Source organism: Paenibacillus tritici (assembly GCF_018207515.1).
Lineage (GTDB): Bacteria > Bacillota > Bacilli > Paenibacillales > Paenibacillaceae > Paenibacillus_AQ > Paenibacillus_AQ tritici.
Map to the genome: position 1 here is coordinate 2,659,028 of NZ_CP073365.1, position 26,677 is coordinate 2,685,704.

The 26,677-nt window shown below is 51.8% G+C and carries 26 protein-coding genes and 1 other RNA gene; 17 read left to right on the forward strand and 10 right to left on the reverse strand.

Annotated elements, in window-relative coordinates:
- Positions 1-34 precede the first annotated feature (34 nt).
- From pfkA to KDC22_RS11145, 3 genes are all read left to right on the forward strand, one after another.
- Positions 35-1,006 (forward strand): 6-phosphofructokinase, encoded by a 972-nt coding sequence (gene pfkA / locus KDC22_RS11135; protein WP_173137795.1) that lies wholly within the window; start codon positions 35-37, stop codon positions 1,004-1,006.
- 226 nt (positions 1,007-1,232) lie between these two features.
- Complete coding sequence (locus KDC22_RS11140; RefSeq protein ID WP_211723060.1) at positions 1,233-3,710, forward strand: CoA-disulfide reductase; 2,478 nt, start codon at positions 1,233-1,235, stop codon at positions 3,708-3,710.
- Positions 3,711-3,726: 16 nt separating this feature from the next.
- A complete protein-coding gene (locus KDC22_RS11145; protein ID WP_173137790.1) occupies positions 3,727-3,987 on the forward strand; it encodes a metal-sensitive transcriptional regulator in 261 nt (86 codons plus the stop codon).
- A 276-nt stretch (positions 3,988-4,263) separates the two neighbouring features.
- On the opposite strand, the gene KDC22_RS11150 is transcribed toward KDC22_RS11145, so the two are convergent.
- The 4 genes from KDC22_RS11150 to KDC22_RS11165 form a co-directional block, all read right to left on the reverse strand.
- Complete coding sequence (locus KDC22_RS11150; RefSeq protein ID WP_173137788.1) at positions 4,264-5,619, reverse strand: MATE family efflux transporter; 1,356 nt, start codon at positions 5,617-5,619, stop codon at positions 4,264-4,266.
- Between the two features lie 144 nt (positions 5,620-5,763).
- Positions 5,764-6,993 carry a putative glycoside hydrolase gene (locus KDC22_RS11155; protein WP_173137786.1) on the reverse strand — a complete coding sequence of 410 codons (1,230 nt, stop codon included), beginning with the start codon at positions 6,991-6,993 and terminating at the stop codon, positions 5,764-5,766.
- 244 nt (positions 6,994-7,237) lie between these two features.
- Complete coding sequence (locus KDC22_RS11160) at positions 7,238-7,426, reverse strand: hypothetical protein (RefSeq protein ID WP_171718441.1); 189 nt, start codon at positions 7,424-7,426, stop codon at positions 7,238-7,240.
- Between the two features lie 176 nt (positions 7,427-7,602).
- Complete coding sequence (locus KDC22_RS11165; RefSeq protein WP_301953208.1) at positions 7,603-8,430, reverse strand: YitT family protein; 828 nt, start codon at positions 8,428-8,430, stop codon at positions 7,603-7,605.
- Between the two features lie 316 nt (positions 8,431-8,746).
- Here KDC22_RS11165 and cshA point away from each other — a divergent pair, with 316 nt between their 5' ends.
- Positions 8,747-10,411, forward strand: a complete 1,665-nt coding sequence (gene cshA / locus KDC22_RS11170) for a degradosome RNA helicase CshA (protein ID WP_173137784.1) — start codon at positions 8,747-8,749, stop codon at positions 10,409-10,411.
- A 71-nt stretch (positions 10,412-10,482) separates the two neighbouring features.
- Here cshA and KDC22_RS11175 read toward each other — a convergent pair whose 3' ends face one another.
- Positions 10,483-10,578: a dihydroorotate dehydrogenase gene (locus KDC22_RS11175; protein ID WP_173137782.1), complete on the reverse strand. Its 96-nt coding sequence runs from the start codon at positions 10,576-10,578 to the stop codon at positions 10,483-10,485.
- A 179-nt stretch (positions 10,579-10,757) separates the two neighbouring features.
- On the opposite strand from KDC22_RS11175, the gene KDC22_RS11180 reads away from it, so the two are divergent.
- The 3 genes from KDC22_RS11180 (at position 10,758) to KDC22_RS11190 (ending at position 12,507) form a co-directional block, all read left to right on the forward strand.
- Positions 10,758-11,600 (forward strand): YesL family protein, encoded by an 843-nt coding sequence (locus KDC22_RS11180; RefSeq protein WP_211723061.1) that lies wholly within the window; start codon positions 10,758-10,760, stop codon positions 11,598-11,600.
- Positions 11,601-11,703: 103 nt separating this feature from the next.
- Positions 11,704-11,895: non-coding RNA, 6S RNA (gene ssrS / locus KDC22_RS11185), on the forward strand.
- Between the two features lie 222 nt (positions 11,896-12,117).
- A complete protein-coding gene (locus KDC22_RS11190) occupies positions 12,118-12,507 on the forward strand; it encodes a DUF1499 domain-containing protein (RefSeq protein WP_173137778.1) in 390 nt (129 codons plus the stop codon).
- Between the two features lie 115 nt (positions 12,508-12,622).
- Here the strand turns inward: KDC22_RS11190 and tpx are convergent, their stop codons facing one another.
- Positions 12,623-13,141: a thiol peroxidase gene (gene tpx / locus KDC22_RS11195; protein ID WP_173137776.1), complete on the reverse strand. Its 519-nt coding sequence runs from the start codon at positions 13,139-13,141 to the stop codon at positions 12,623-12,625.
- 112 nt (positions 13,142-13,253) lie between these two features.
- Here tpx and KDC22_RS11200 point away from each other — a divergent pair, with 112 nt between their 5' ends.
- Complete coding sequence (locus KDC22_RS11200; protein WP_173137774.1) at positions 13,254-13,880, forward strand: rhomboid family intramembrane serine protease; 627 nt, start codon at positions 13,254-13,256, stop codon at positions 13,878-13,880.
- Positions 13,881-13,892: 12 nt separating this feature from the next.
- Positions 13,893-14,810: a glutamate biosynthesis transcriptional regulator GltC gene (gene gltC / locus KDC22_RS11205; RefSeq protein WP_173137772.1), complete on the forward strand. Its 918-nt coding sequence runs from the start codon at positions 13,893-13,895 to the stop codon at positions 14,808-14,810.
- A gap of 37 nt (positions 14,811-14,847) precedes the next feature.
- On the opposite strand, the gene KDC22_RS11210 is transcribed toward gltC, so the two are convergent.
- Together KDC22_RS11210 and KDC22_RS11215 are read right to left on the reverse strand one after the other, a co-directional pair.
- Complete coding sequence (locus tag KDC22_RS11210) at positions 14,848-15,525, reverse strand: zinc metallopeptidase (protein ID WP_425517025.1); 678 nt, start codon at positions 15,523-15,525, stop codon at positions 14,848-14,850.
- Positions 15,526-15,558: 33 nt separating this feature from the next.
- Positions 15,559-15,990 (reverse strand): MerR family transcriptional regulator, encoded by a 432-nt coding sequence (locus tag KDC22_RS11215; protein ID WP_211723062.1) that lies wholly within the window; start codon positions 15,988-15,990, stop codon positions 15,559-15,561.
- A 456-nt stretch (positions 15,991-16,446) separates the two neighbouring features.
- Between KDC22_RS11215 and KDC22_RS11220 the strand changes: the two genes are divergently transcribed.
- The 5 genes from KDC22_RS11220 (at position 16,447) to KDC22_RS11240 (ending at position 21,138) form a co-directional block, all read left to right on the forward strand.
- Positions 16,447-17,841: an ammonium transporter gene (locus KDC22_RS11220; RefSeq protein WP_173137768.1), complete on the forward strand. Its 1,395-nt coding sequence runs from the start codon at positions 16,447-16,449 to the stop codon at positions 17,839-17,841.
- Positions 17,842-17,881: 40 nt separating this feature from the next.
- The gene (locus KDC22_RS11225) at positions 17,882-18,955 is read left to right on the forward strand and encodes a DUF294 nucleotidyltransferase-like domain-containing protein (RefSeq protein WP_246553704.1); all 1,074 of its coding nucleotides are present in this window, start codon (positions 17,882-17,884) and stop codon (positions 18,953-18,955) included.
- The gene (locus KDC22_RS11230; RefSeq protein ID WP_173137764.1) at positions 18,952-19,701 is read left to right on the forward strand and encodes an exonuclease domain-containing protein; all 750 of its coding nucleotides are present in this window, start codon (positions 18,952-18,954) and stop codon (positions 19,699-19,701) included. The genes KDC22_RS11225 and KDC22_RS11230 overlap by 4 nt, the downstream gene beginning before the upstream one ends.
- Before the next feature lie 42 nt (positions 19,702-19,743).
- Complete coding sequence (locus tag KDC22_RS11235) at positions 19,744-20,151, forward strand: hypothetical protein (RefSeq protein WP_211723064.1); 408 nt, start codon at positions 19,744-19,746, stop codon at positions 20,149-20,151.
- A 426-nt stretch (positions 20,152-20,577) separates the two neighbouring features.
- On the forward strand, positions 20,578-21,138 hold the full coding sequence (locus KDC22_RS11240; RefSeq protein WP_173137762.1) for a TlpA family protein disulfide reductase: 561 nt from the start codon (positions 20,578-20,580) through the stop codon (positions 21,136-21,138).
- Between the two features lie 98 nt (positions 21,139-21,236).
- On the opposite strand, the gene cimA is transcribed toward KDC22_RS11240, so the two are convergent.
- Positions 21,237-22,856, reverse strand: a complete 1,620-nt coding sequence (gene cimA, locus KDC22_RS11245) for a citramalate synthase (RefSeq protein WP_211723065.1) — start codon at positions 22,854-22,856, stop codon at positions 21,237-21,239.
- A 252-nt stretch (positions 22,857-23,108) separates the two neighbouring features.
- On the opposite strand from cimA, the gene KDC22_RS11250 reads away from it, so the two are divergent.
- The 3 genes from KDC22_RS11250 to KDC22_RS11260 all read left to right on the forward strand — a co-directional run bounded on the left by KDC22_RS11250 (position 23,109) and on the right by KDC22_RS11260 (position 26,383).
- Complete coding sequence (locus KDC22_RS11250) at positions 23,109-24,344, forward strand: DNA polymerase IV (RefSeq protein WP_425517055.1); 1,236 nt, start codon at positions 23,109-23,111, stop codon at positions 24,342-24,344.
- A gap of 160 nt (positions 24,345-24,504) precedes the next feature.
- Positions 24,505-24,747 (forward strand): ferredoxin, encoded by a 243-nt coding sequence (locus tag KDC22_RS11255; RefSeq protein WP_036702186.1) that lies wholly within the window; start codon positions 24,505-24,507, stop codon positions 24,745-24,747.
- A gap of 196 nt (positions 24,748-24,943) precedes the next feature.
- The gene (locus KDC22_RS11260) at positions 24,944-26,383 is read left to right on the forward strand and encodes a L,D-transpeptidase family protein (RefSeq protein WP_211723067.1); all 1,440 of its coding nucleotides are present in this window, start codon (positions 24,944-24,946) and stop codon (positions 26,381-26,383) included.
- On the opposite strand, the gene KDC22_RS11265 is transcribed toward KDC22_RS11260, so the two are convergent.
- Positions 26,380-26,517 carry a hypothetical protein gene (locus KDC22_RS11265; RefSeq protein ID WP_173137754.1) on the reverse strand — a complete coding sequence of 46 codons (138 nt, stop codon included), beginning with the start codon at positions 26,515-26,517 and terminating at the stop codon, positions 26,380-26,382. The two genes, KDC22_RS11260 and KDC22_RS11265, sit on opposite strands and share 4 nt — an antisense overlap.
- Between the last annotated feature and the right edge of the window lie 160 nt (positions 26,518-26,677).

The following is a 26,677-nucleotide window of genomic DNA, read 5'->3' on the forward strand; positions in this document are numbered from 1 at the left end:
AGATCCGGCGCAATTTTAAGGAGGAACTAACAGAATGTCAAACGTAAAAAAAATCGCAGTATTAACCAGTGGTGGAGACTCCCAGGGCATGAATGCCGCTGTACGTGCGGTCGTCCGCAGCGCAATCTACTTCGGAATTGAGGTATTTGGCATTCAGCGCGGATATCAGGGTCTGCTGAACCGTGACATTTTCCCGATGGATCTGCGGAGTGTAGGCGATATTATCCAGCGCGGAGGTACCGTTCTGCAATCTGCACGCTGCCTGGAGTTCATGAAGCCGGAAGGACAGCAGAAGGGTGCGGACATTCTCAATGAGTTCGGTATCGACGGTCTGGTTGTCATCGGCGGAGACGGCTCCTACCACGGTGCCAACAAACTCAGTAAGCTGGGCATTAAAACCATGGCGTTGCCGGGAACGATTGATAATGATATCTCATTCACGGACTATACCATTGGATTCGATACAGCCGTTGGCGTTGTAGTAGATGCGATCAATAAATTGCGCGACACTATGTCTTCCCATGAACGTTCCTCTATCGTAGAAGTTATGGGACGTCACTGCGGGGACATCGCTCTGCATGCTGGCCTTGCTTCGGGAGCGGAGACTATTCTGGTGCCGGAAATGCCATATGATCTTAATGAAGTAGCTGACCGGATGAAGGATAACTTCGCCCGCGGCAAACGTCATAGTATTGTCATCGTAGCCGAAGGCGTAGGCAAGGGTGAAGATGTTGCCCAGGCGCTCAAAGACCGCCATGCTTCCCTGGATGCCCGTGTAACGGTGCTGGGACATATTCAGCGCGGTGGTACGCCAACCCCGGCAGACCGTAACCTGGCCAGCCGTTTGGCCGATTTCGCCGTCCGCAAGCTGATTGAAGGCGAATCGGACAAGGCCTGCGGACTTATTAAAGGAGAATTGACGCTTACGGATATTGATAAGGTTGTGAACACTAAGAAAGATTTCGATATCGAGCTGTATGAGCTGGCTTCCCGGTTGTCCCAATAAGAGTAACGGGAACGAATTAAGTAGTAATGATCAACATAGCAGCGATTCTGGCGATCCTCCATTGGAGGATCGTTTTTTTTGAAATATGAGAATTTATATGTTGCACACGATAACTTATCCTTCTAGTTCTCGCTGAAACGAATACCGTCTATTTCAGCTTGACATATACCCCCACCCGTATATAATAATACCCATAGGGGTATATAACCCGAAGGAGGAAATACAGATGAGCAGAACTATAGTCATTATTGGCGGAGTTGCCGGAGGGGCATCGGCGGCCGCGCGTTTAAGAAGATTAAATGAAGAAGACCGGATCATTATGATAGAGCGGGGAGAGCATGTCTCTTTTGCCAATTGCGGGCTGCCGTACTATATCGGTGAGACGATTGATTCCAGAGACAAGCTCTTTCTGCAGACACCCGCGGGTATACAGGCCCGCTTCAATATTGAGGTGAAGGTCTTCACCGAGGTGACGGAGATCGACCGCGAACGCAAGGAGGTCCACTGCCGCAATGTCGCGACAGGAGAGGTCTTCCAGATTCCGTATGATATCGTTGTGCTGTCTCCCGGGGCCAAGCCGATAGTTCCGCCTATTCCGGGAATCGCTGATGCCAAGAACCTGTTCACCTTAAGAAATATTCCCGATACGGACCGTATCAAGGATTATGTGGATACCAATTCGCTCAGACATGCCACAGTGATCGGTGCGGGCTTCATCGGACTTGAAATGGCGGAGAACCTGCGGGAGCGCGGTCTTGCAGTCACCGTAATCGACCGGGGACAGCAGATCCTGAACCCGCTCGATCTTGAAATGGTCCGCCCGCTGGAAGCGCATATGCGCCTTCATGGTGTAGAGCTGCGGCTGAACGAGGGAGTGGAAGCTTTTGAAGAGCAGGGCCGGCTGCTTCGCCTCTCTTCTGGTAATCAGCTGAAGACAGATATAGTAATTATGGCCATCGGAGTCAGTCCTGAGAATGATCTGGCACGCAGCAGCGGCCTTGCGCTTGGAGTCCGGGGGGCCGTTAAAGTGAATGCCTCGCTGCAGACCAGTGATCCGGCGATTTATGCAGTCGGGGATGTCATTGAAGTGAAGGACCGGGTGCAGGGGTTCGATACCATGGTCTCCCTGGCCTGGGGGGCGAATCGTCAGGGTCGTCTGGCCGCCGATCATATCAACGGGCGCGAAGCTTCCTATACGGGAGCACTGGGAACTGCAATTATCAAGATTTTTGACTTGACTGCTGCGCTTACCGGCAATAATGAGAAGACGCTCAAGTCACTGGGGGTACCCTACGAGGCTGTGCATATCCATCCCAATTCGCATGCCGGGTACTACCCTGGTGCGGCTCCGATAGCGTTGAAGCTGCTCTTCAATCCGCAGACCGGAGTGATATATGGAGCACAGGCAGTGGGCAGCAGTGGTGCTGACAAAAGAATTGATGTCATTGCGACCGCCATCCGCAGCAAGCTGAGGGCCGATGAGCTGGCCGATCTGGAGCTTGCCTATGCACCGCCGTATTCCTCGGCCAAAGACCCAGTAAATATGGCCGGATATGTTGCCTCTAATGTAATGGAGGGGCTTGTCCGTAATCTGCAGTGGCATGAAGTCGATGAATTCACGCGCGGCGGCGGACTTATTATTGATGTCAGGGACAAGGCCGAGAGATTGGCAGGCTATATTCCCGGTTCTGTTAATATTCCGCTATCCGAGCTGCGGGACAGGCTGACAGAAATTCCGGGGGGGAAGGAAATTGCGGTATCCTGCCAGGTAGGGTTACGCGGCTATATTGCTGCCAGAATGCTCAGTCAATATGGGTATCCGGTGAGGAACGTGGATGGAGGCTATAAAACTTATGCCGCAATGGCAGAAGAGAATTCCGGCGGGAGTGGAGAGCCGGAGGCTCCGGCTTTGGCGGACCTCCCTCCGGACGGTACAGTGAATAGTCAGGAGCAGCTTAATGCCAAGCCGCGCCTTGTGCTGGATGCTTGCGGTTTACAGTGCCCAGGCCCTATACTCAAAGTATATGAGACCGTAAAGTCGATGGAGGAAGGCCAGCAGGTGGAGATCAGCGCAACAGATTTCGGTTTTGCCGCTGATATCAGACAATGGTGCAGCAAGACTCATAACACGCTCGAATCTGTGGATGTGTCCGGAGGCAGAGTGAAAGCATTGGTACGCAAAGGGCAAAGCCCGGCAGACGTAAGCGGGCTTCAGACAGAGCAGGCCCTGCCTTCAGAAGGGACCACTATGATTGTATTCAGCGGCGACCTCGACAAATCCATTGCCTCCTTCATTATTGCCACAGGTGCCGCAGCTATGGGCAAGCAGGTAACCATGTTCTTCACCTTCTGGGGGCTGAATGTACTACGCCGCGGGCAGCCGCCGAAGGTGAGTAAATCCGGTCTTGACCGGATGTTCGGTAAGATGATGCCGCAAGGGACCCGTAAGCTTCCTTTATCCAGAATGAATATGGGCGGGCTGGGCGCTAAGCTGATCCGTTATACCATGGGCCGCAAGAATGTGGATTCCCTGGAGAAGCTGATGCAGGGAGCGCTGGATGCTGGCGTGAAGCTGATGGCCTGCACGATGAGCATGGACATTATGGGCATCAAGCAGGAAGAGTTGATTGAAGGCGTGGACTTTGGCGGTGTTGCCAGTTATCTTGGAGCCGCAGAGGATTCGGGTGTTAATCTGTTCATCTAGAGGAGGTCAAGGAACCGTGGAGTATGATAAAGCCATTACCAACCGGTTGAAGCGCATTGAAGGTCAGGTGCGGGGAGTACTGGGTATGCTGGAGGAAGGCAAGGATTGCCGCGAGATCGTGACGCAGCTGACAGCGATCAGAACCGCCGTAGACCGCACTGTAGGTGCAGTTATCGGAGATAATCTGGAGCACTGCATTCAGGAAGAGCTGGCACAAGGGAATTCTCCCGATCAAGTGATTAAGGAAGCAGTCGGACTGCTTGTGAAGAGCCGGTAGTTGAAAAGGGGCTGTCCCAAAAGCCATAAAATGGCTTGGACAGCCCCTTTGCGTTTTTGAAGAATGTATTCGTATCCCGCTTAAACAGCGGAGAGGACGGAACGAATGTGGAAAAGCGAATGGGGTCGCCTTTGTCCCCGGATTTTCACCGCTAAGGGGAATCCAAAAAATCTGGGGACAAGAGCGATTGGAACATCGGTCCGTTCGCGCAGCGTTCATTCAAATGCGCAAAGTTGATCCTACTCCAATACAAAGGGGCTTGTCCTTGGCTCGTTATCATGCTCCCTTTACGGAGAATCTTCTCTGCACCCGGACAAGCCTGGCTAGCAGCAGAATTGCACCTATAGCCAGACCGGTAATCAGTCCGATCCAGTATCCGTATGCACCGAGGCTGCTGTAAGTGGCAAGCAGATAGCCGACGGGAAGCCCGATTACCCAGTAGGCAATGAAGCAAATAATGAATGCAGGATTCACATCCTTATAGCCTCGCAGTACACCTTGGGTAGGAGTTGCAATGGCATCGGAGATTTGGAAGAAGATCGCATAGATCAGGAAATGCTGGATCAGCGAGATCACTTCAGGTTCATCCGAGTACAGTCCGGCCACATGATTCCCTGCGAACAGCAGGACAAGCGCTGTAAGCAGGGAGAGCACTGCCGCGCTGCCGATACCCATGATGCCATACTGCCGCGCATCCTTAAGCCGGCCGGAGCCGCTCTCGAAGCCGACGAGAATCGTCAGGCTCATACAGATGCTCAGCGGAATCATGTACAGGGTGGAGGCGAAATTGATTGCGGCCTGATGGGCAGCGATAGTTACAGTATCGAAGCGGCTCATCAGCAGGGTTACGGCTGAGAATACCGCAGTCTCAAAAAAGATGGAAAAGCCGATCGGCACGCCAATCTTCAGCAGCTCCTTGAAGCTTGTTAACGACATGGCATAGAATTTGCGGAAGATCCGCAGGTTACGGAAAGTCTCAGCGCGGTAGATGAAGACCAGAGCAATCAGGAAGATGACCCAATAGGTGATGGCAGAAGCGACACCTGCGCCTACTCCGCCAAGACGGGGAAATCCGAAGTTGCCGAAGATCAGCAGATAGTTAAGCCCCACATTGACCGGCAGTGCAATCAGGGTGATGAACATAGAGACCCGGGTCTGCCCGAGTGCGTCAATACAGCTGCGGACAACAGTATAGCCGAACAGCGGGATAATGCCGAAGGAGATAGCGCCCAGGAACCGGAAGGCGATATCACGTACGGCAGGCTCCAGATTCATGAAGTTCAATATCGGCGAAAGGGCAAGGCCGCCCAGAATAAGGACCAGCACTGATATAATCAGTGAGAGCCAAATGCCCTGCATCACCTGGCCTGCGACCTCCTTGTCACGTTTGCTGCCGAGGAGATGAGAGACAATGGGGGTAATCCCCATTAGAATACCGCTGAGGCCGGTCTGGATGGGAATCCACAGGCTCGTGCCAATGGCCACGCCAGCGAGATCATTCGTGCCGAATTTGCCGGACATATTGGTATCGAAGAAGGTGATCGCAGACAGCGCAATCTGAGTAATCAGGATCGGAAGTAAGATGTGCAGGAATTGTCCGGCTTTTTGTTTAATGGAAGTAGTCTGTTTCATAATAATCAATGCTCCGTTATCTTTAAAATATAAGAATGTATACGTATATGTATCTATTCATATTAATGAAATTTTCCAGTAAAAAGCCCGGCGGCTGCCGGGCTAGAGTGTAGCTAATGGATGCACCTTATAATTGCAGAAAGCCTATTGTACGTATTTCACATCAGAGGTATAGCGGTTATTGGCATTCCAAAGCAGGAATTCCTCGATGTTCTCGTCCTTCAGGGCACGGATCTGATCTTCAACCTGCTTCTTGCCGTATTTGACATAATGTCCGCTGCCCAGCCAGCTGGCGGTGAAGTCCTGAATCCACGGACGGATGACCGGTTTGTAGCTGCCTAGCGGATTAAGCTTCTTATGTGTATCGACCATCGAACCCTTGATCGTCGCATAAGGGTCTTTGTCAGGGTCTTTCACATCAAACCAGCCGGTGGAGTAATGGCTCGGATAGACCATGGGGCTGATAACATCAACATTTTTGGATATTTTGACGAAATCCTGGCCAATACCTTCAGCAGCAGGTACCGAGGCAGCGTAGCCGAAGATATCCACGGATGTCCGCACTCCGAGCGGCGCCAGCTCTGCTTTGGCATATTTGACAAAGTCGGCGATGATCTCCACGCGCGGTCTGTCGCTCTTCGTGTACTTCAGTGTGTCCGCACGTTTCTCGAAGCCTTCAGGGAAACGCACATAGTCAAACTGAATCTCCTTGAAGCCAAGCTTCACGGCTTCCTTGGCAATATCCACATTATATTTCCACACCGCTTCATTATAAGGATTCACGAAGCTGTCTCCGCCTTTGTTGGCCCAGACAGAGCCGTCTTTATTCACAAAGGACAATTCCTTGTTCTTTTTGGCGAGGACAGAATCCTTGAATACCACGATCCGGGCAATCGGATAGACATCATGCTCCTTCAGCCGGGTCATCAGCTTGTTGATATCACCGATGAACGGCTGGGGATGTCCCATCTGCTGAAGCTCAGCATTATCCGTCTTATATGTGATATATCCGGCATCATCCTTGATGTCAATGACCATAGAGTTCAGCTCTGTCTTGTCCAGAAGGGCAAGCAGAGTTTCCATCCGTGCACCCCCGGCGCTGTACGCAGTTACGTAGATCCCTTTGACTTTGGGAGCATCCGGCTGCGGGTCGGTATGAAGTGCTGCCTCTGCGGTGGCACTTGGTGAAGGTGAAGGAGCGGTAGTGCCGCCTCCGTTCGGTGAAGTCGCTGCATCAGGATTAGTGGTTTGTTGTGCGACGATGGGGGGGTTCATGGCGCCTTGCAGTGCTGCTGCCACATCAGCTTCATGTCCCTGATTCGGGACACCAACGCCTCCCAGGGCCATCATCAGTAAAGCCCAGGTGATGTTCATTTTCTTAATCGCTCCCTTTATGTACATTCCTTATAAAGTATAAAGTAACGGATGCACCCAAAAAGAACAGACTTGTAACAATACCCGTAATTTTTGAGGTCATGACTCCGCTCTTGTTGTTAATAAACGGGATGTACAGATTTTGAATCGCTGATCTAAAAAGTAAATGCCGCTCCGGACTGGCACGAACGCCAAAGTCCGGAGCGGCAACTATTATAACTTGCTTGCTGGTAAGGCAGCTTACTTAATGAAGATACGCAGAATTCTGATGCTCGCAAATGCTGTAATGGATGATATCCATGGCATCTGCCGGTTCCAGAATACTAAGACCGTCACGCAGAACGATTACAGAATTGAGTTCGTCCTGCTTCAGAAACGGTATCATATCCGGATACCACCTCATGACGATTGCTGACAATTTTACCGTTTCCATTTCCACAAAAATCACCCTTTCCTTTTTCGAATCGAACTGAATCAGAATTCAGGGTCCACCCGGAAAAACGAAGTGCCTGGAAAAAAGAGGGGTAAATCACAATCTTCATGAAATTGTTAAGGTCCTGCGTAGTAATAATATAACACAATTTGAACGATTAAGCATTTCTTCTGGCTCTACCTTTTGCGGAAAGAGCCCATGACTCCGACGGTTTCAACAATATTTACAAAAGCCTGCGGGTCGCTGGTTTTGATAATGCGCTTCAGCTCTGCAAGTTCATAGCGAGTGGTTACTGTCATTAGCATGTCCCGTTCTACATGAGAATAAGCGCCTTCTGTCTTAAATTTTGTAACTCCGCGCTGAAGTCCCAGTAATTGCTGCAAAAGCTCGTCGGTCCGGTTGGTTATGATATACACGGTGACTTTGATGTGGCTGACATGAATCAGGTCCACCACCTTGCCGGTTACATAAATGGAGACCATGGAGGCCAGGGCGAGGTTCCAGTTGTCGTCAAAGTAGGCCGCAGCAAGAATCACGAGCCCGTTGAGGCCGACCAGCACACTGCCGATCGGGAAATCCCGGTATCGCGTAATGATGGAGCCCAGAATATCGAAACCGCCCGACGAGCCCCCTACACGGAAGGAGATGCCTGCACCGGCACCCACAAGCACCCCGCCGAAGACAGAGGCCAGCAGCATATCCGAGGATACTTGAAAGACCGGTACCACCGTCATCAGCCAGGTGGTAGCCCCTACAGAGACCATGCTGAGAATAATAAACCGGCGGCCCAGCTGGAACCATCCGGCGACAAGCAGCGGAATATTGAAGAGTAAATACAACAGGCTGATATTGAACGGGGTGAAATACCCGGCCAGCATGGCCAGACCGGATACGCCTCCGCTGAGCAGCCTGTGGGGGATCAGGAACAGATTAAAGCCGCTTGCGATCATTGCTGAACCGAAGAGAACGGCAAGAAAGCTCCCGAAAAGTCTAAGTTTTACCAAGCAAATTCACCTCTGAGTGTAATGTAAGTAATGAAAGTAAGGAATACACTGGTATTCCTCATTGAGTTTGTGATATAATGTATAGGATATTCTTGAGTAGGACGTTACAATGGTATTTTTGCATTGCTTAGAATGCGAAGTTACAGTTGTCAGGTGTATGTAGTGGCCTGATCATAGGACATTTTTTTTGTCCCAATACGCGCTAAACCATGCAGGAAATACGGCATGATTGGACAGCCTATAAATGTGTTTACCGCTACTTAAGAATACAGACAAGCATGTGGAATGTCCACTGTATAGAAGGAGCATGAATAATTTGAAAACATTCGCAGAATTCGGCTTGGAGCCAAAAGTACTTCAAGCAATCACAGAGCTAGGATTTGAGGAAGCAACCCCCATTCAGGAGCAGGCAATTCCGCTTGCTATGGCCGGATCGGACTTGATCGGCCAGGCACAGACGGGTACAGGTAAGACTGCTGCATTCGGGATTCCCCTCATTTCCAAGATCGCCCGGGAAGAAGAGAAGATTGTTGCACTGATTATGACCCCGACTCGTGAGCTTGCCATTCAGGTTGCTGAAGAGATCGGCAAATTGACCCGCTTCAAAGGACTTCGTTCACTGGCGATTTACGGCGGGCAGGATATCGGCCGTCAGATCCGCGGACTTAAGAAGAAACCACAGATTATTATTGGTACACCAGGACGTCTCCTGGACCATATCAACCGCAAAACCATCCGCCTGGATGATGTTCAGACCATCGTACTGGACGAAGCCGATGAAATGCTCGACATGGGCTTCATGGAGGATATCCAAACGATCCTCAAGCTCGTTCCAGAAGAACGTCAGACCATGCTCTTCTCGGCTACTATGCCTCCTAACATCCAACGCCTTGCCCAGCAGTTCCTGAAGAACCCGCAGCATGTATCCGTAATTCCTAAGCAGATCAGCGCTCCGCTTATTGACCAGGCTTATGTTGAAGTGCCGGAACGCCAGAAATTCGAAGCGCTCAGCCGCTTGATTGACATGGAATCCCCTGATCTGGCTATCGTATTCGGCCGCACCAAACGCCGGGTAGACGAGCTTGCTGAAGGATTGCAGAAACGCGGATATTCCGCTGACGGCCTGCACGGTGACTTGTCGCAGAATCAGCGCGATGCTGTAATGCGCAAATTCCGCGACGGCAGCATTGATGTACTGGTAGCTACAGACGTTGCTGCACGCGGTCTGGACGTATCCGGCGTAACGCATGTAATCAACTTCGACCTTCCGCAGGACCCGGAAAGCTATGTACACCGTATCGGCCGTACTGGCCGTGCCGGTAAAGAAGGTACTGCATGGTCCTTCGTGACTCCGCGTGAGATGGATCATCTGCACCTGATCGAGCGCGTTACCCGTCACCGCATTACCCGCAAACCGCTTCCAACGATGGCTGAGGCTATTGAAGGCAAACAACGCATTACAGCAGAACGTCTGCTTGCAATGGTTGAGGATGGCGAATTGAACGAATACAAAGGCATTGCCATTCAATTGCTGGAACAGTATGATTCTGTACAGCTGCTGTCCGCAGCTATGAAGCTTCTTACCGGCGATAACAAGGATGCGCAGATTGAATTGACTCCGGAAGATCCGATCCGTGCGAAACGCCGCGGCGGCAAGAACGATATCCGCAGCGGACGCAAGCCTAACAGCGGCTATGGCGGCAACCGTACGGGTTCAAGTTCCGGCGGCGGCTACAAAGGCAACCGTGACAACGCAAGCGGCGGCGGCTATCGCGGCAACCGTGACAATGCAAGCAGCGGCGGAAGCACACGTGGCGGCTACAGCAGCGGCTATGGCGGCAACAGTGGCAGCGGCGGAAGCAGCTACGGCGGCGGCTACAAAGGCAACCGTGATGGAGCAACCCGTAGCACAGATGCAAGACCGTCATCGCGTCCGAGCAGCACAAGCACGCGCCCGGCCAAGCAGGATTATGACGCTTAAGGAATAGAAGACATTCTGAAGAAGACGAGCAACCGTTAGCGGCTCTCGTCTTCTTTTTGTGCTGAATTGTTTTAGATGAAGGTGCGGGAGATGATGACCAGCAGGATAAAGAGAACCAGAATAGTGCCTGTGGAAGTCCAAGGACTGCAGCATCCAGGTGCGGACATGAGGTTAACCTCCTTTGAACATAAGAGATTTGTTGTGGTTACAATGTAATATATGGAAGGCTGGCAGAGCTTGCTTAGACACTTACCTAGAACTTGTAAACTTGGGCGCTGGAAAAGTCCTGTCCAAAAAGGTATAGTTAAGATATGCAGTATGCACAAGATAGACAGGAGGAAGGGAATTGGAGTTTAAAGGAGCAATGGGCGGTTTATACCGCATCACGGAATGGATCACACGGATCGCCTTCAGCAATATTTTATGGGCGTTGTGTTCGATTCCGTTCCTGTTCGCAGGAATTATGAAGATTCTCATGCTGGGTTCTGGAGCAGGCGGACCGAATGAGCAGATCATGCTGAACTGGGTACTTGGTGTATTCGCACCATTCACCGTATTTCCGGCTACGTCGGCGTTATTTACGGTGGTACGCAAATGGGTTATGGGCAACACTGATGTAAGTACATTCCGCACTTTTTTTCAAGGGTACAAAGAGAATTACCTGAAAAGTATGCTTGGAGGGCTGATCTACACCCTGCTGTTTGTCGTCATGTACGTTGATGTGACCGTATACATGACCCAGATGGCCAATTTCAAAATCGTCGGTATCCTGATGCTTGTGCTGATGATTATCTTGTTCGTATCCATGTTTAATTTCTTCTCCATCGTGGTTCATTACCAGATGACTTTCAAAGAAGTGGTAACCAATTCCATTCTGCTCACGATCGCCCGGCCGATCCGTGTATTCTCGACGCTGATTGGGGCAGGGGTTCTTCTCTATATAGGTCTGAGGTATCCGGTGCTATACGTGCTGTGTATTCCTACACTGATTGCGATGCTTGCCTTCTTCAATTTCTTCGCTACATATAACAAGCTGCAGCTGCAGGTGGAGAAGAAGAAGCTGGCAGAGGAACAGGCAGCGCTTGAAGCGGCTGAGAATGAAGGCCTGCCGTCCGATGAAGATGACGAAGACGAGGAAGACGAGGATGAAGAGGACAACAAAGCCGATAGGCTGTCCAAACGGACTTAACATTCCCGTAATAAACAGGCGGTTAAGGTAACGGAAAATGATGCCGGTGTTAAATAAAGCGCATACAGGTTTACTTTTTTGTTAAAACGCAATATAATGATTATAAATCCTGCGATGTTCGTTATGGTTGCTCGTTGTTTTGAACCAATGATAATGTCTTGGGAGATCTACATGAAGCGCGGCTGAACAGCCCTGTCTATATGACCTGGGGAATTCAAAAACGACTTCTGCGGTCACCCACCTGCTCTAGCAGGTTCAGAAGACACTGCAGCCGGACGGCATAGGCGGGTTTTCTACTGTTAATGACAAGGCACCCTGTTACCTGCTTAACTGCGGGTACAGGGTGCCTTTTTATTAGTGCAGTCTGAATTTTTGAAATACCCTGGTGGTAAGCTCCGATTATTGTTCTCCAGACAGGGGATTTTACCCGGGGAAAGTGAGCAATGCCCTTTTGTTCCGCGGACAAGAGTGTTACACTTAAGGTAATGAACTTGGGATTTGAAGAGGGGGAAGAATTTTGTCGTTGAAAAGAACCTTGGTCGGTTTATTTCGCAGTCATGACGGAACAAGCGACCGTGCCAAAGATCCGGCATTGAAAACGCGTTATTACAATCTTTCAAGAGACAAGGCGTGGGAAGAAGTATCTGCAACGCTGAAGAAAATTCCTGGATATAAGGTCTTGCATGAAGTGCAGTCTGTAGGGGAGATTACCCTGGAGAAGAGAACGGCGCTCGGCCGCTCGCTTGATATTACAGTATCTGTGCTGAGCACTACACCCGTGCGCTGTGCCGTAGATATATATTCAGCATCCAGAGGGTCGCTTGGCGATTTGGGTGCCAATTACCGTGTCATTCAACGTTTGTACCAGTCCATGGATAAGAAGCTGGGTAAATTCAAGGTCGATTGAGCACAAGACGGCCATGATATACTTAAAGATCATCATACGCAAAAAGCGGGAGAGGGATGACCTTCTGCCGCTTTTTTTCAAAAATATAAGTATTTATATACCTGTTCGTTCCGTCTTAGAGCAGTGCTTTAACGGCGGAGATCGCCGCTTCATAATCAGGGTGCTCAGCCATTTCGCCAAGATACTCGACATAAGCCAAAGTATCATTCTTGTCTACCACGAAGATGGAGCGCATGTCGAGGCGGAATTCCTTGATGAGTACCCCGTAGGCTTGTCCGAAAGAGACCTCTTTGTGATCGGACAGTGTAATAACACTGTCAATGCCTGCGGCACCGCACCAGCGGGCCTGGGCGAAGGGAAGGTCAGTGCTGATGGTGAGGATGACCACATCATCGCCAAGTCCGGCAGCTTCGCTGTTGAAGCGGCGGGTCTGCGCATCGCACACGCCGGTATCCAGGGAAGGCACAACGCTGATCAGCTTGATTTTGCCAGCGTAATCTGTAAGTGATGCGTCTTCCAGCAGATTCTTGCTCACCGTGAATGGTGGAGCGGAATCTCCGGCCTTCAGTTCTGGCCCTACCAGAGTAATGGGATTACCCTTAAAAGTAGCTACGCCTGTTCGTTCTTGCGTCATGTCCTTGTTTCCTCCTTGAATTACATTATTGGATTGTTAGTGCCAGAATAAATTATAATCTTTTTAGAAGCTTTATGTCGAGCTGGACAACATACATAGAAGGATGGGTGCTATGATTTTTATACGATATGAGAAGTGGAGGAGCTATCTCCGGTATTATCCTGTGACCTGTGCTCTGATTCTGGCCAATGTGATTATGTTTATCGTGCTGTCGCTTAATGGCGGCTCGACCAATCTATATACGCTCGTCAAATATGGGGCAACGGTCAATGTGGGTCCGGAGAAGGATGAGCTGTGGCGCTACGCTTCGGCGATGTTCCTGCACAACGGCTTCGCCCATTTGTTCTTTAACAGCTTCTCCCTGCTGGTGTTCGCCCCTCCCCTGGAGCGGCTGATGGGCTGGTGGAGGTATGCGCTGCTGTACCTGGGCGGAGGATTCCTGGCTAATCTGATCGGGGTCGCCGTCAGCAGCCGCGGGAACGTTGAGATCGGGATTGTCTCTGTAGGGGCCTCAGGAGCGATCTACGCCATATATGGCGCCTTCCTCTATATTGCAGTGCTGCAGAGAGGAATGATGGATGAGGGCTCGCGCAAGACGCTCTACGGGCTGTTGGTCGTGGGGATCGTTATGTCCTTTGCTACACCACACATAGATTACATGGCACATATCGGGGGTCTGATCGCCGGATTCTTCATTTATGGCCTAATGATTCGTATATTCAAAAGAAAACGACGATAAGGAAGTGTAGTTTTGGAGCTTAGACAGCTGCAGTATTTTCTGAAGGTTGCCCAGAAGGAGCATGTCACCAGAGCGGCGGAGGAGCTGCATGTCGCACAATCTGCGGTAAGCCGCCAGATTCATCAGCTGGAGCAGGAGCTGGGGGTGGATCTGTTCATGCAGAAGGGGAGGAATCTGCAGCTTACCCCGGTAGGACAGCTCTTTTGCAAAAGAGTGGAGTCGGTGCTGAATGAACTGGACCGGTCAGTGGCAGAAGTTCACGAATTTCTTGATCCGGAGCGCGGGGAGATCCGCATCGGCTTCCCGCACAGTCTGGGGACCCATCTCATTCCTTCGATTGTGGCGGAATTCCGCAGCCATTTCCCTCATGTCAAATTCCGCTTTAAGCAGGGGGCGTATCCATCCTTAATCAAGGATGTAATCTCCGGGGAAGTGGATCTGGCATTCATCTCTCCGTTTCCCGAGAATGTAGGGCATGTGGCCGGAGATATTGTAATGACCGAGGAGTTGTTCGCTATCCTGCCGGAGAATCATCCGTTAGCTAGTAGGGAAGTGATCCGGCTGGAACAGCTTCGGGACGAGAAGTTCGTATTATTCAGCCAAGGCTACTCGCTGCGGCCGATTGTCTGGCAGGCTTGCCTTGCGGCGGGCTTCAAGCCGCAGATTGCTTTTGAGGGCGGAGAGACGGATACCATTCGTGGCCTGGTTGCCGCCGGAATGGGGGTAAGCCTGCTGCCGGAGATGGCGCTCTACCAGACCAATCCGATGCAGCCGGCGCAGGTCCGGGTGGTGGAGCCAACCATTACCAGAACCGTAGGGCTCATTCACCGGGCGGAGGGTAAGCTCCCGCTGGTAGCCCAGTCCTTCCGTAACTTCCTGCTTACCTATTTCAAAGATAGACAAACAGACAATACCCCGGTCGGCTCTTAGCCTACCGGGGTATTGTCTGTTTGTCTATAGAGATCGGTTAATCGCGGTTGCCCAGGAACATCAGGATCAGACGGATCAGTTCGATCAGAGATACCAGAGCGGCTGCAACATACGTAAGTGCTGCGGCATTCAGAACCTTGGCAACTCCCCGCTCTTCATCATTGCGGATGAAACCTTGCTGCACCATAATCCGGCGTGCACGGCTGCTGGCATTGAATTCGACAGGCAGCGTGACCAGCTGGAAGGCTACTGCGGCGGAGAAGAAAATAATACCAAGACCGATCAGTTGAAATGAGCTGAATATGAAGCCCGCCAGCAGCATGAAGGGAGCGACACCGGAGGCAAAGTTAACGACCGGGAACATCCGGTGGCGGAGCGACAGCATAGGATAATGTTCCTTATGCTGGATCGCATGGCCGATCTCGTGACACGCCACAGAGACTGCTGCGATAGAACTTTCATAATATACAGGCTCGGATAACCGTACAACACGGTGGATCGGATCATAGTGGTCGGTGAGTGTTCCCTGCACCGGCTCGATGGGAACATCGTGGAGGCCGTTGGCATCAAGCATGCGCCGGGCAGCTTCATAACCGGTTAAGCCGTTCATGTTCGGCACCTGGGCCCATTTCTTGAAATTGCCTTTGACCCTGAACTGAGCCCATAGCGAAAAGATAAAAGCGACAGCTAACAACAGATACATTAGTGGCATCATATGCGTTCATTCCTCCATTTGAAATACAAGCTGTTACATTGGCGGTCCCTGGGTCAGCAGAAGGCGGATCGCTTCCATACAAGCCACGCCTTGGGGAATCAGTGCTGCGAGCGCCCGATTGGCCTGTCCCGGCTTCAGGCCGCTAATTACGGGCTCCAGCGCCCGGACTTCCCGCTCAAGCTGCTGCATCTGAAGCTCAAGCTGGACCAGCTTGCCGGAGACTTCAGCTTCCGGTGTGGCTGCGTTCCATTTGCTGATCAGAGATTTGATTTCTTCCAATGTATATTTCTCTTGCTTAAGCTGATTAATACGTTGAAGAACGACTAAGGTTTCATGGCTGTACAACCGGTAATTCTTCAAGCTTCTGGATTCCGGTGTGATCAGTCCAAGCTTCGTATAATAATCAATGGTACGTTCACTGATACCGGCCGCTTTGGCCAGCTCTCCGATCCGGTAAAGGGTCATATCTCCAAGTTATCTCACCTCGCTAAGCTGCTTACTATTGTTAAGGACATAACTAATCATATCAAATGGGAAACCGTACAGTCAAACGTACCGCTTACTTAAAGTATATGCGGATTCTTCATAATAATGCTTGGGTTTAAAATAACTATATATAACATGATGTGTTATATATTTGAGTGTTGAAGTATGCGGAAATCATCTAGATAGCTAAAATTGGCGGGAGAAAGGCATTTTTACTAACGAGTGTTAATAAAAATACAGTATAAGGCACACGGGAAATGTATATGTAGTGTATGCGTTTGCATTAGCGGTGCACAAGGGAACTTCAGGAAGATGCAAGTTTTAATTAGAATATTCAAAAAAATAGTCTTGTCAATTTACCTGACTTCTGATTATAATGACATTAAGAGTTTCACGACTTGTTAGGAAATATAACATTGGGGAGTGGGGTACAATATGAAAAAGAAGTTGTTGATGATGTTCCTGGCTATGATTACACTGATGATCTATCCGGTCAGCGCGTTTGCGGCTGAGGGTCCGGCAGCACCGGATCTGCAGATCGGACTGGATACTGCATTTACCTTCCTGGCATTTATCCTTGTATTCTTCATGCAATCGGGGTTCGCATTACTTGAGGCCGGTTCGGTCCGGATGAAGAATGCCGGCCACGTTGCCGGTAAGACAGTACTGACACTGGCAATTGCCAGCTTATGTTTCTGGGCACTGGGCTTCGGTCTTGGCTTCGGAAACGGCAACAGCTTCTTCGGAACTACGGGCTTCTTCTACGGTGGAGATTCAACAGCCTCCGCGTTCGAATCCCTGGCGTTCTCCGATGTAACGCTGAATACTAAATTCCTGTTCCAAATGGCATTTGCTGCAGTCTCCCTGGCGATTGTATCCGGCGGTATGGCTGAACGTGCTAAACTTAGTGTATACATTATCTTCGGAATTCTCTTCTCGGTCGTTATCTACCCTGTGGTAGCTCACTGGGTATGGGGCGGCGGCTGGCTGGCTGAACTGAGCATGCAGGATTATGCAGGTTCTACTGTAGTCCATCTTACAGGGGCAACGGCGGCTGTAGTGGCAACCATTCTGCTCAAACCTCGTCTTGGCAAGTTCAACAAAGAAGGCAAGCCTGTTATTATTCCGGGTCATAACCAGGTATTCACGGTACTGGGTGTTATCATTCTCTGGTTCGGCTGGTTCGGATTCAACCCGGGCAGTGCGTTGTCTCCAATGGGCGGATTCTTTGGACACGTAGCGCTTACCACCAACATTGCAGCAGCAGCAGGCGGTCTGGCTGCACTGGCGGCTTCCTGGCTGTACTTCGGCAAATCCGATATCCCGGCCATGCTTAACGGCGTACTGGCAGCCCTCGTTGCCATCACCGGTGCTTGTGCCTTCGTAGAACCATGGGCAGCAATCATTATCGGTCTTGTGGCCGGTGCCTTCACTTTCATGACTTCACAGTGGCTGGAGCGTGCCGGACTTGATGATCCGATCTATGCCTTCTCTGTACATGGTATCGCCGGAATATGGGGTGCATTGTCTACAGGCCTCTTCGCAGCACCGGATCTGATTGAACAAGGTGCACTGGTAGGTAAAGCGGGTCTGTTCTATGGCGGCGGCTTCCATCAGCTTGGCGTACAGGCGCTGGGTGTAGTCGGAACCTTTGTCTTCGTAGCGGTAATGTCCTTCGTAATCCTGTATGTAATGAAGATGGTAATTGGTATCCGTGTAACGGAAGAAGAAGAATTAATGGGTCTGGATATCAGTGAGCATGGTACGTACGGCTATCCTGAACAAATGAAGCTGATCGCTGAATCGGATTCCAAAACCCTGAAGCATTAATAGATTTCTACTCGATAGGGAGGCGGACCGAGTGGCTTCGATGGAGACTGCAGATTGGAACGAAGAAGAAAGTTACTTGTCCATCGTAACAGCCGGTTCGCCGCAGGAGCTTAAGGCGAGGCGTACCGCTTGCCAACAGGTACTTCTGGAGCAGTTAAACGTTATTCCGGTTGAGGAATGGATGTACCGGGTCAATGCAATGCATGATCAGCTTGCCAGAACGGCGGTACACCTATGTGAGGCGCAGATGAAGGAGGCGGGCTACGGCCTGCCTCCTTGTGCCTATTCCTTCATTGTATTCGGCAGTGCAGGCCGGCAGGAAGCCACGCTGTGGAGCGATCAGGATAACGGTTTGATTGTTGAGGGAGAGCTGGAGGGCGACAGGGGAAGTTATTTTGAAGCTTTTGGCGGCATGCTGTCGGATGTGCTTGAAGCTATAGGTTATGAGAAATGCGACGGCAGAGTCATGTGCTCCGAGCCGCTCTGGCGGAAGTCGCTTGCTGAATGGAAGCATCAGCTGTCAGACTGGATGGAGCAGCTCGAATGGGAGCCTGTCCGCTACCTGATTATAGCCTCAGACATGCGCCATGTAGCCGGGAGTGAGGAGTTGTCTGCCGCTTGGCGGGAAGCTCTTCATGCCGGATTCGTAGACAACAGCAAATTAACGACGGCAGTGCTGCGCAATACAGTACGTCATAAAGCTACGCTAAATCTGCTTGGACAGGTACTCACGGAGCGGTTCGGCGATAATGCAGGCGGCTTCGATGTGAAGTATGGCCTCTACATTCCGCTCGTGAATATCGTCCGGCATTTGTCGCTGCTGCACGGCATTGAGGAATCTTCGACACTGAAGAGGCTTGAGGACCTGGCGGAGCTGAACCAGTATCAGCATCTTGAAGAGATCCGGCGGGCTGTCCTGACGGCGCTGAGGATGCGTGTGAACACGCCGTATACGGTGGAGGACGGTCTGCTGGCAAGCAGTGATTATTATCCCGGGGATGATCTGAAGAATAAGCGGCTCAGAGCGGAGCTGCGGGAAAGCCTGCTGCTGATCAGACGTCTGCATAAGGCGCTGCAGCGTCAGCTCCGGTCAGCGGAAAGGAGACAGCTATGAAGGAGCCGAACAAAGGCGGGGGATTCTGGAATAACCTGCGGCAGGGCGGAATGCCGTCCGCCATCGCTTCCATGAGAGGCGGGGAGTCGGCGCAGCAGACCGCCCAGCAGATGGCCTTCATCCGTTCTCTGATGCGTGAGAAGCGGCGTCCGGAGGTACTGCACACTCCGCTGTCTGAACTGGAGACGGTTATATTTGATCTGGAGACGACGGGCTTCTCCCATCAGGGCGGGGATGAGATTATGTCCTTCGGGGCGATCCGGGTTGTCGGGGAAGAGATTAAGGAAGAGGAGTGCTTCTATACACTTGTGAACTGCGGGGCAGCCATTCCTGATCACATCACCCGGCTTACGGGAATTTCAGCAGAGATGACATCAGCTGCACCGCCGCTCATGGACGGGCTGCATAATTTCATGTCTTTTGTCGGCCAGCGGGTGCTGGTGGCGCACGGAAGTGCCCATGACAAGTCATTTCTGAATGCGGCCTTATGGAAGACCTCCAAGGTCCAGTTAACCCACCGGGTGCTCGATACGATGATGCTGGCCCGCTGGCTGGAGCCGCACCGCAGCAATTACACGCTGGATGAGCTGCTGGCCATCCATGAGATTCCCATTGAGGGCCGTCACCATGCGCTGGAGGATGCCAAGATGACGGCAAAGTTATGGGTGAAGTATATCCGCCAGATTTCCCAAAAGAACCAGGTGGACACGCTTGGTGATCTGTACGCGTATCTGAGCAGAACATAACGGCTATGCTGGGAAGACGAAGACAAACAGAATTTGCATAAGGTGAGCAGGCTGGAGTGCGGAGCTAGGAAGGCAGCGAGTCTGCTGCGCAGGAGGGCGGTCAGTCGGCGGGTCTGCTGCGCGGAAGGCGATAAGGCGGCGGACCAGGCAACACTTGGAGGCGACAAGTCGGCGTCTGCTGTGCAGGAAGGCGATAAGGCGAGGAGTCTGCTGTGCAGGAAGGCGGACAGGCGGCGGGTCAGGCGCTACGTTGAGTACGGGCTGTTGTGGTCCGTACAATGCCGCCCGCTGCGGCAGCACCAGCAGTATTCCGCAGGCTTCCTGAGGATAACAGGTCAGCAGAAGCTTCCCCAGCCTCTGCTGCATGGAGGAGCCCGGTCTGATCGACTGGGGGAATCCCTGGACCGCTGTCAGCTTTACCCCTCTCTCTTCATGGGATTTCGTCTTTGACGGAATCCTCTTTTTTCGTTCATTCCCCTGGGGCTTTATTCGAATCCACCAACTCGACCCCGTCGTATGCTGTTTGGGAGGGGGGCGCCGGAAATAGATGGATTTTGTCCACTTACTGCTGAAGGAATAGTCGATGATAAACCAATAGTTGGAAAAACAACACTTAATTTAGCTCATTTCTCCCAGTGTACTTAAAACTAATCAGATTAGATGTTGTTTTTCCACTTGCTTACGCACATTCAGCAGAAATGGGAGGATTAAGATACGTTTTTCCACTTACTTACTTGCTTGTTACAGGAAGGGTGGCGGTCTCCGTTCCATACCCTGGAGCTTGCTCCTGGGCTTTTGTTCGGTAAATTACGTTTGAAACTGGAGCAAGTGGGGGTACAATAGAGAAAAATCCTCCATGCAAAGGAATTGAGTCCTATGAAGGCAGTCCATAAACGGAATTTGACGATTCTGGCCTTGATTATTTTTCTGGCCGTGCTTGCCATAGAACATAAAGTGAAGTCTGAGCCAAGCGCGGTTGCGGTTATGCAGCCGGCAGCGGAACCGGAGACTGGTGCGTACGCAGGCATGAAGGCCCCTTCTTTTACCCTGCAGGAGGGAGATAAGCAATATGTGGTCGATGGAGCAAGGGACAAGGCGGTCATTTTGAACTTCTGGGCCTCCTGGTGCGACCCTTGCAAGCAGGAAGCTCCTGAGCTGAATAAGCTGGCTATGAAATACAGCAACGTGCTGGATGTATACGGAATCAACGTTACCAGCCAGGATTACAAGCCTAATGCGGAACGGTTCGTCAAGAAGTATATGCTGACTTTTCCGGTAATGTATGATCTGAAGGGGCAGATCTTTGATAAGTACAACGGAGCGGTGTTCCCGACCAACGTGTTGATTGACAAGAATGGTGTGATTAGTGAGATCATTCTGGGTGTCCTGTCCGCTGAGGAATTGGAAAAGAAAATTATCGCCCTGACAGGCTCCTAGCCCAATCGGCGGCCGTCGCACACTGCAAAAAGCCCTCCAGGGCGGATACATGTCCGCACTGGAGGGCTTTTGTCTAATATAGGAGGGGGTTTCAGCGGTCAGTGATTGACCAAACCTCTGGGTTCACTGCTGGTCTGGATACCCTGATCCAGTGAGATTTGCCCCAGAAGGGCATACCGCATGGAATCGACCAACGCCTCCCAACTCGCTTCTATCACATTGCTGGATACGCCTACCGTACTCCAGGTGTCGCTATAATCTTTGGATTCAATCAGCACGCGAACCTTCGCTGCCGTCTGGTCCTGCTCGTCCAGTACACGGACCTTATAGTCGGAGAGGTGCATATCCTTAAGCTGCGGGAAGTAGGTCTGCAGCGCCTTGCGCAGTGCGTTGTCCAGCGCGTTGACCGGACCGTTGCCCTCTGCCGCATTGTACAGGCTCTCGCCGCCCACCTTCAGCTTGACGAAGGCTTCAGAGACTACGGAGCGGCCGGCGGTCTTCTCGACCAGCATTTTGAAGGATTCGAAGGTAAACAGCTCATTCATCTCGCCGGTAGCTTCCCGGAGCAGCAATTCAAGTGAGGCGTCTGCACCTTCGAATTGATACCCCTGATGTTCAAGATCCTTGATCTTGTCGATAACCTTGCGGGCCTGCTCGCTGCTTGGATCAAGGCTAAGCCCCATCTCCTGTGCCTTGGACAGCACATTGCTCTGTCCGGCCAGCTCGGAGACCAGTACACGCTGCTTATTGCCGACCAGCTCGGGAGCGATATGCTCATAGGTCCGTGAATCACGCAGGATCGCCGAGACATGAATCCCGCCCTTATGGGCAAAGGCTGCTGCCCCCACATAAGGCTGGTTCACCGGCATGTTCACGTTGGCGACCTCACTGATATACCGGGCCGTGTTGGTGAGCTGCGGCAGGGAATCTCCGGGGATGCAGTGGTAGCCCATTTTGAGCTGCAGCGTTGGGATAATGGAGCATAGATTGGCATTGCCGCAGCGTTCGCCGTAGCCGTTGATGGTTCCCTGAACCTGACGGGCACCGGCGCCGATTGCGCTTAGGGTATTGGCTACCGCAAGCTCGCAATCGTTGTGCGTGTGAATGCCAAGAGCCGCTCCCGGAAGGATAACGCCCATCCCTGACACAATGTCATGGATCTCATTTGGCAGGGTGCCGCCGTTCGTGTCACACATGACCAGCCAGTCTGCTCCGGCCTCACGGGCACGGGTAAGAACGGCAGAAGCATATTCAGGGTTGTTCTTGAAGCCATCGAAGAAATGCTCCGCATCGAAAATAACCTCAAGTCCTTTACGCTTCAAATAGGAGATGGAATCGCCGATCATGGCCAGATTCTCTTCGAGTGTAGTCTGCAGCGCAGTATGAACATGGAAGTCCCAGGACTTCCCCACCAGAGTAGCTGCCGGAACGCCTGCATCAATCATTCGTTGCAGCCCCTCATCCTGCTCGGTCACCGTGTTCTTACGCCGGGTGCTGCCGAATGCGGTGATCTTGGCATGCAGATGCAGCTCCTGGACTCTTTTGAAAAATTCGATGTCTTTGTTATTGCTTCCCGGATTGCCGCCTTCAATATAATGGACACCCAGATCGTCGAGTTTTCTGGCGATCTTCAGCTTGTCATCCGCCGACAGACTGATCCCTTCACCCTGAGTGCCGTCGCGCAGGGTAGTATCGAAGATGGAGATAGACTTAGACATGAGTGTCCTCCTAAAAGTTTTGTGAGTATACGTATATGAAATTAATTTTTATATTATATCATTTTTACGCGGGAAAGTAACAAAGAACTTTTCACTTGGTTGTCACTTGGATGCTGTGCTGCAAAGTTGACCTCCCGCCAGGGGAGAGGTATGCTGAAATAACATAGGGAACCCCGAAGATAAGAAGGTGACACCGTGCAGAATGTGGATCAATATTATCCGGCGAGCGGCAGGGTTATTCTGCATGTGGACATGAATGCTTTTTACTGCTCTGTGCACGAGGCGGAAGACCCGGAGCAGTACAAAGGCAAGGCGACGGCTGTTGCCGGGAGCGTGGAGTCCAGACGGGGCATTATCGTCACCTGCTCCTATGCCGCGCGCAGGCTTGGCATCTCCACCGGGATGCAAGTACAGAAGGCGCTGCGCATCTGTCCCTCCCTGATCCTGATTAAGCCGAATTTTCATCTGTACCGCAAGTACTCGAATGCATTTATGCAAATCGCCTACAGCTATACGCCGCTGCTGGAAGCAGTCTCGATAGATGAATGTTATCTGGATATCACCGGTTCCCGCCAATTCGGAACGCCGCTTGAGATTGCGGGGAATCTCCAGCGCAGGATTATGGAGGAGCTTGGCCTGCCTTGTTCCATCGGGATCGCCCCCAATAAGCTGCTGGCGAAGATTGCTTCAGATCTGAAGAAGCCAAGCGGGATCTCAGTGCTGCGCCTGCGTGATGTGCCGTCCATTCTGTGGGACAAGCCCTGCAATGAGATGTTCGGCATAGGCAGCAAGACGGCAGAGAAGCTGCGGAAGCTGGGGATCTACAGCATCGGACAGCTGGCGGCAGCGGATGAGGCGATGCTGGTCGGGCATTTTGGCGTCATGGGCTCCTGGCTGAAGCGGGCAGGGAACGGGATCGATCATGGAATCGTCAATCCTGAGCGGGAACAGAGCAAGTCCATCGGACATACGACTACGCTGCCGCATGATGTGGTGGGTCTGGCGGAAGCGCGCCCGATCCTGCTGAATCTCAGCGATCAGGTAGCCCGGAGGTTAAGGAAGCAGGGGCTGGTTGCGGCGGGCGTGCAGCTGACTATCCGTACACCGGATATGAAGACGATTACCCGCTCCCGCCAGCTGGAGGCCCCTACGGAGAGCTCTGAGGACATCTATAAGGCAGTCTGTGACCAGTTCGCGCGCCACTGGAAAGGCGACAAGCCGGTGCGGCTGCTGGGTGTAACTCTTCAGGGGCTGACGCTCAAAGAGGAGGCCGCCATTCAGCTGGATCTGTTCGATTATGAGCGGCAGCCGAAGAAGGAATCACTCAATAAGGCGATGGACATGCTGCGCAACAAATTCGGCGAGAATGCCGTGCTGACCGCAGGTATGCTTAGTGACAGCCACTCGGCGCGGCTGCGCAACCACAAGGAACGGGGCACCTCATTGCAGAAGGATAATCTGAACAGAGCAGAGCGGGATGCGGACTGAAATACCTTGCCGGAACAGCCGTTATGCGGATGCCGGAGAATGAGGCAATAATGTCAACACATTGAAAATGCATTGAAATTGTAGTCTATTTATATTAATATGAGAAAAATAACAGGCTGCGACTGCAGGCTGTATTGTTTAAGCGGGAGGCAGAGATAAAATGGCTAAGTACACTTGGGTCGAGAAGGACACATGCATCGCTTGTGGTGCTTGTGGCGCGACGGCCCCTGATATTTTTGATTACGATGACGAAGGTTTGGCAGAAGTGATCTATGAGAACGACGGCAACCACGGTAATGTAGTGATTCCGGACGACTTGTTCGATGACCTGCAGGATTCAGCTGACGGATGCCCTACAGATTCCATCAAGATCGCGGATGCGCCTTTTAACAAAGAAGGCTAAGTGCGGCTTCAATTCATCAGTACTGGAACGTTAGGAACGGATATATGGTGAAGCTTATATTTGGTTCCTAACATCTACATAAAGGCATCTCCTGACCGTGATAAATGCGGCTTGAGATGTCTTTTTTTGCGGCTTATGCCGATATAAAATAGAAGTTAACTAAAAATACATATGAATCTAAGTCCTGGAGGCCAATGTGAAAAATTCTCAGCATCTAAAAGCGTATGTACAGATGCATCCGGATAATAAGATGGCATGGTACTTGCTTGGTAAGGAATACTATAAGAACGGACAGTTCGGAAAAGCGAATTACTGCTATAACCAGGCCGGGGAAGTCTATGAGGCTTTTGAGCACAGTAAGGTGCCTGCGGATATGCTTCAGCAGTATGAAGAAGGGCTGCTGCAATCGGCCCGGGAACGGCAGACGTCAAGGCTCAGGAAACGGCGTGTATTGCTGGCTCTAATGCTGCTGCTGTTGCTGCTTATTCCGGCTGCCGTAGCTCCGGGAGTCCCGCAGGAGAATGCCGAGACACCTGCAGGCGAGAGGGTAAATGATCCCCCGGCAGCGCTGGCGGCAGTAACCGGAGAGAAGCAAGAGAGTCCGCGAGATCCGGAAAGTCTGGATTTCACCGCGGTTGCGGCGGACGCGGCGGCCGGGGGACAAGGGCTGGCAAGCCTTCTGCAACAGACGAAGACTCCTTCTGTCACCGCACTGCTTAGTATGAGACGCTCCGGCCAATGGCTGCTGTGGCACAAAGGGCTTCCTCTGGCAGCTACGCTTGCCAAGACTGGAGAGGGGCGTGTAGTGTACCAGTCCTATGACCCGGCAGCGTGTGAATGTCAGCCGCCGGATGCGGCGGACATCAAGCAGCAGGCGGGGAAATGGCAGAAGCGGCAGGAGGAACTGGCTGTACTCTGGAGTGCAATGCGCGCCTATAAGAGCAGCAAGGGGGCTCTTCCCGGATCGGTGCAGGATCTGGTGAAGCCGTTCCCGGCGAATGTGCTTGGCGGCGTAACACCGCTGATGAAGGAGGCGTTCACACCGCTTCGTGAAGCCGCCGCTGGAGCAGAGGCTTCACCGCAGCCCACGCCATCTCCGCAGCCTCCCTCCGGCCCGGATACCAGCTCTCAGGGGCAAGGGCAGACCAGCGGGGGCCATGCGGCAACAGGCGGGGAAGCGAAGCCTTTTTTTGCAGCACCGCTTAAGATTATTGTGGATAAACAAAAACACCGTCTGGCAGTGACCAGCGGCAGGATTATTCTGCGGAACTATGCGGTAGGGCTCGGCGGCGACAAGACACCTGAAGGGGAATTTGTGATTAAGGACAAAGTGGTTAACCCGAATGGGCGGGATAACGGGGAATTTGGCAGCCGCGGGATGCAGCTCTCGGACAGCAATTATGCAATCCACGGGACGAATGAACCGGATAGTATCGGCAAGGATGAGTCGCTGGGATGTATACGGATGAGCCGCAAGGATGTGGAGGAGCTGTTCGCCATGGTGCCGATGGGGACGGCGGTGCAGATCGGCACAGGGGTTCTGCCTGAGGAGCTAGTCGTACCGGAGGAACGTTTCCCTTCGGATTCGCCCCGGGATCAGACCAACCCCCATAAAGTGTACCATTGGCTTCATTAATTCCCTGCTACGATGAATAGAACAACAATGAGTGCAATCAGCAGTACCAGGCTGGCACCGATCCACAGGATTGCTTTGCGGTTGACTTCTTCCTTCTTCTGCTGGAGTGTTGGAGGTTTGCGTTTTGTTGACATCTTGTCACCCTTCTTTCTCTCATCATCTGTGGTACCCCTTACATGAAGCCGTTAGCGGCAGTGGAGCGGATTGAAACCCGCCTCTCTATTTTAGTCTGTATGAAAAGACAAGTCTAGCCGCAATCTCTCAGCCGTTCCATATCTCTACATTCCAACGGTT

Coding starts and splice junctions, on each gene's coding strand:
- pfkA (WP_173137795.1), top strand. CDS start 35: ATGTCAAACGTAAAAAAAATCGCAGTATTAACCAGTGGTGGAGACTCC.
- KDC22_RS11140 (WP_211723060.1), top strand. CDS start 1,233: ATGAGCAGAACTATAGTCATTATTGGCGGAGTTGCCGGAGGGGCATCG.
- KDC22_RS11150 (WP_173137788.1), bottom strand. CDS start 5,619: ATGAAACAGACTACTTCCATTAAACAAAAAGCCGGACAATTCCTGCAC.
- KDC22_RS11155 (WP_173137786.1), bottom strand. CDS start 6,993: ATGAACATCACCTGGGCTTTACTGATGATGGCCCTGGGAGGCGTTGGT.
- KDC22_RS11160 (WP_171718441.1), bottom strand. CDS start 7,426: ATGGAAACGGTAAAATTGTCAGCAATCGTCATGAGGTGGTATCCGGAT.
- KDC22_RS11175 (WP_173137782.1), bottom strand. CDS start 10,578: ATGTCCGCACCTGGATGCTGCAGTCCTTGGACTTCCACAGGCACTATT.
- tpx (WP_173137776.1), bottom strand. CDS start 13,141: ATGACGCAAGAACGAACAGGCGTAGCTACTTTTAAGGGTAATCCCATT.
- KDC22_RS11200 (WP_173137774.1), top strand. CDS start 13,254: ATGATTTTTATACGATATGAGAAGTGGAGGAGCTATCTCCGGTATTAT.
- KDC22_RS11210 (WP_425517025.1), bottom strand. CDS start 15,525: ATGATGCCACTAATGTATCTGTTGTTAGCTGTCGCTTTTATCTTTTCG.
- KDC22_RS11215 (WP_211723062.1), bottom strand. CDS start 15,990: ATGACCCTTTACCGGATCGGAGAGCTGGCCAAAGCGGCCGGTATCAGT.
- KDC22_RS11220 (WP_173137768.1), top strand. CDS start 16,447: ATGAAAAAGAAGTTGTTGATGATGTTCCTGGCTATGATTACACTGATG.
- KDC22_RS11225 (WP_246553704.1), top strand. CDS start 17,882: ATGGAGACTGCAGATTGGAACGAAGAAGAAAGTTACTTGTCCATCGTA.
- KDC22_RS11230 (WP_173137764.1), top strand. CDS start 18,952: ATGAAGGAGCCGAACAAAGGCGGGGGATTCTGGAATAACCTGCGGCAG.
- KDC22_RS11240 (WP_173137762.1), top strand. CDS start 20,578: ATGAAGGCAGTCCATAAACGGAATTTGACGATTCTGGCCTTGATTATT.
- cimA (WP_211723065.1), bottom strand. CDS start 22,856: ATGTCTAAGTCTATCTCCATCTTCGATACTACCCTGCGCGACGGCACT.
- KDC22_RS11250 (WP_425517055.1), top strand. CDS start 23,109: ATGAATGCTTTTTACTGCTCTGTGCACGAGGCGGAAGACCCGGAGCAG.
- KDC22_RS11255 (WP_036702186.1), top strand. CDS start 24,505: ATGGCTAAGTACACTTGGGTCGAGAAGGACACATGCATCGCTTGTGGT.
- KDC22_RS11265 (WP_173137754.1), bottom strand. CDS start 26,517: ATGTCAACAAAACGCAAACCTCCAACACTCCAGCAGAAGAAGGAAGAA.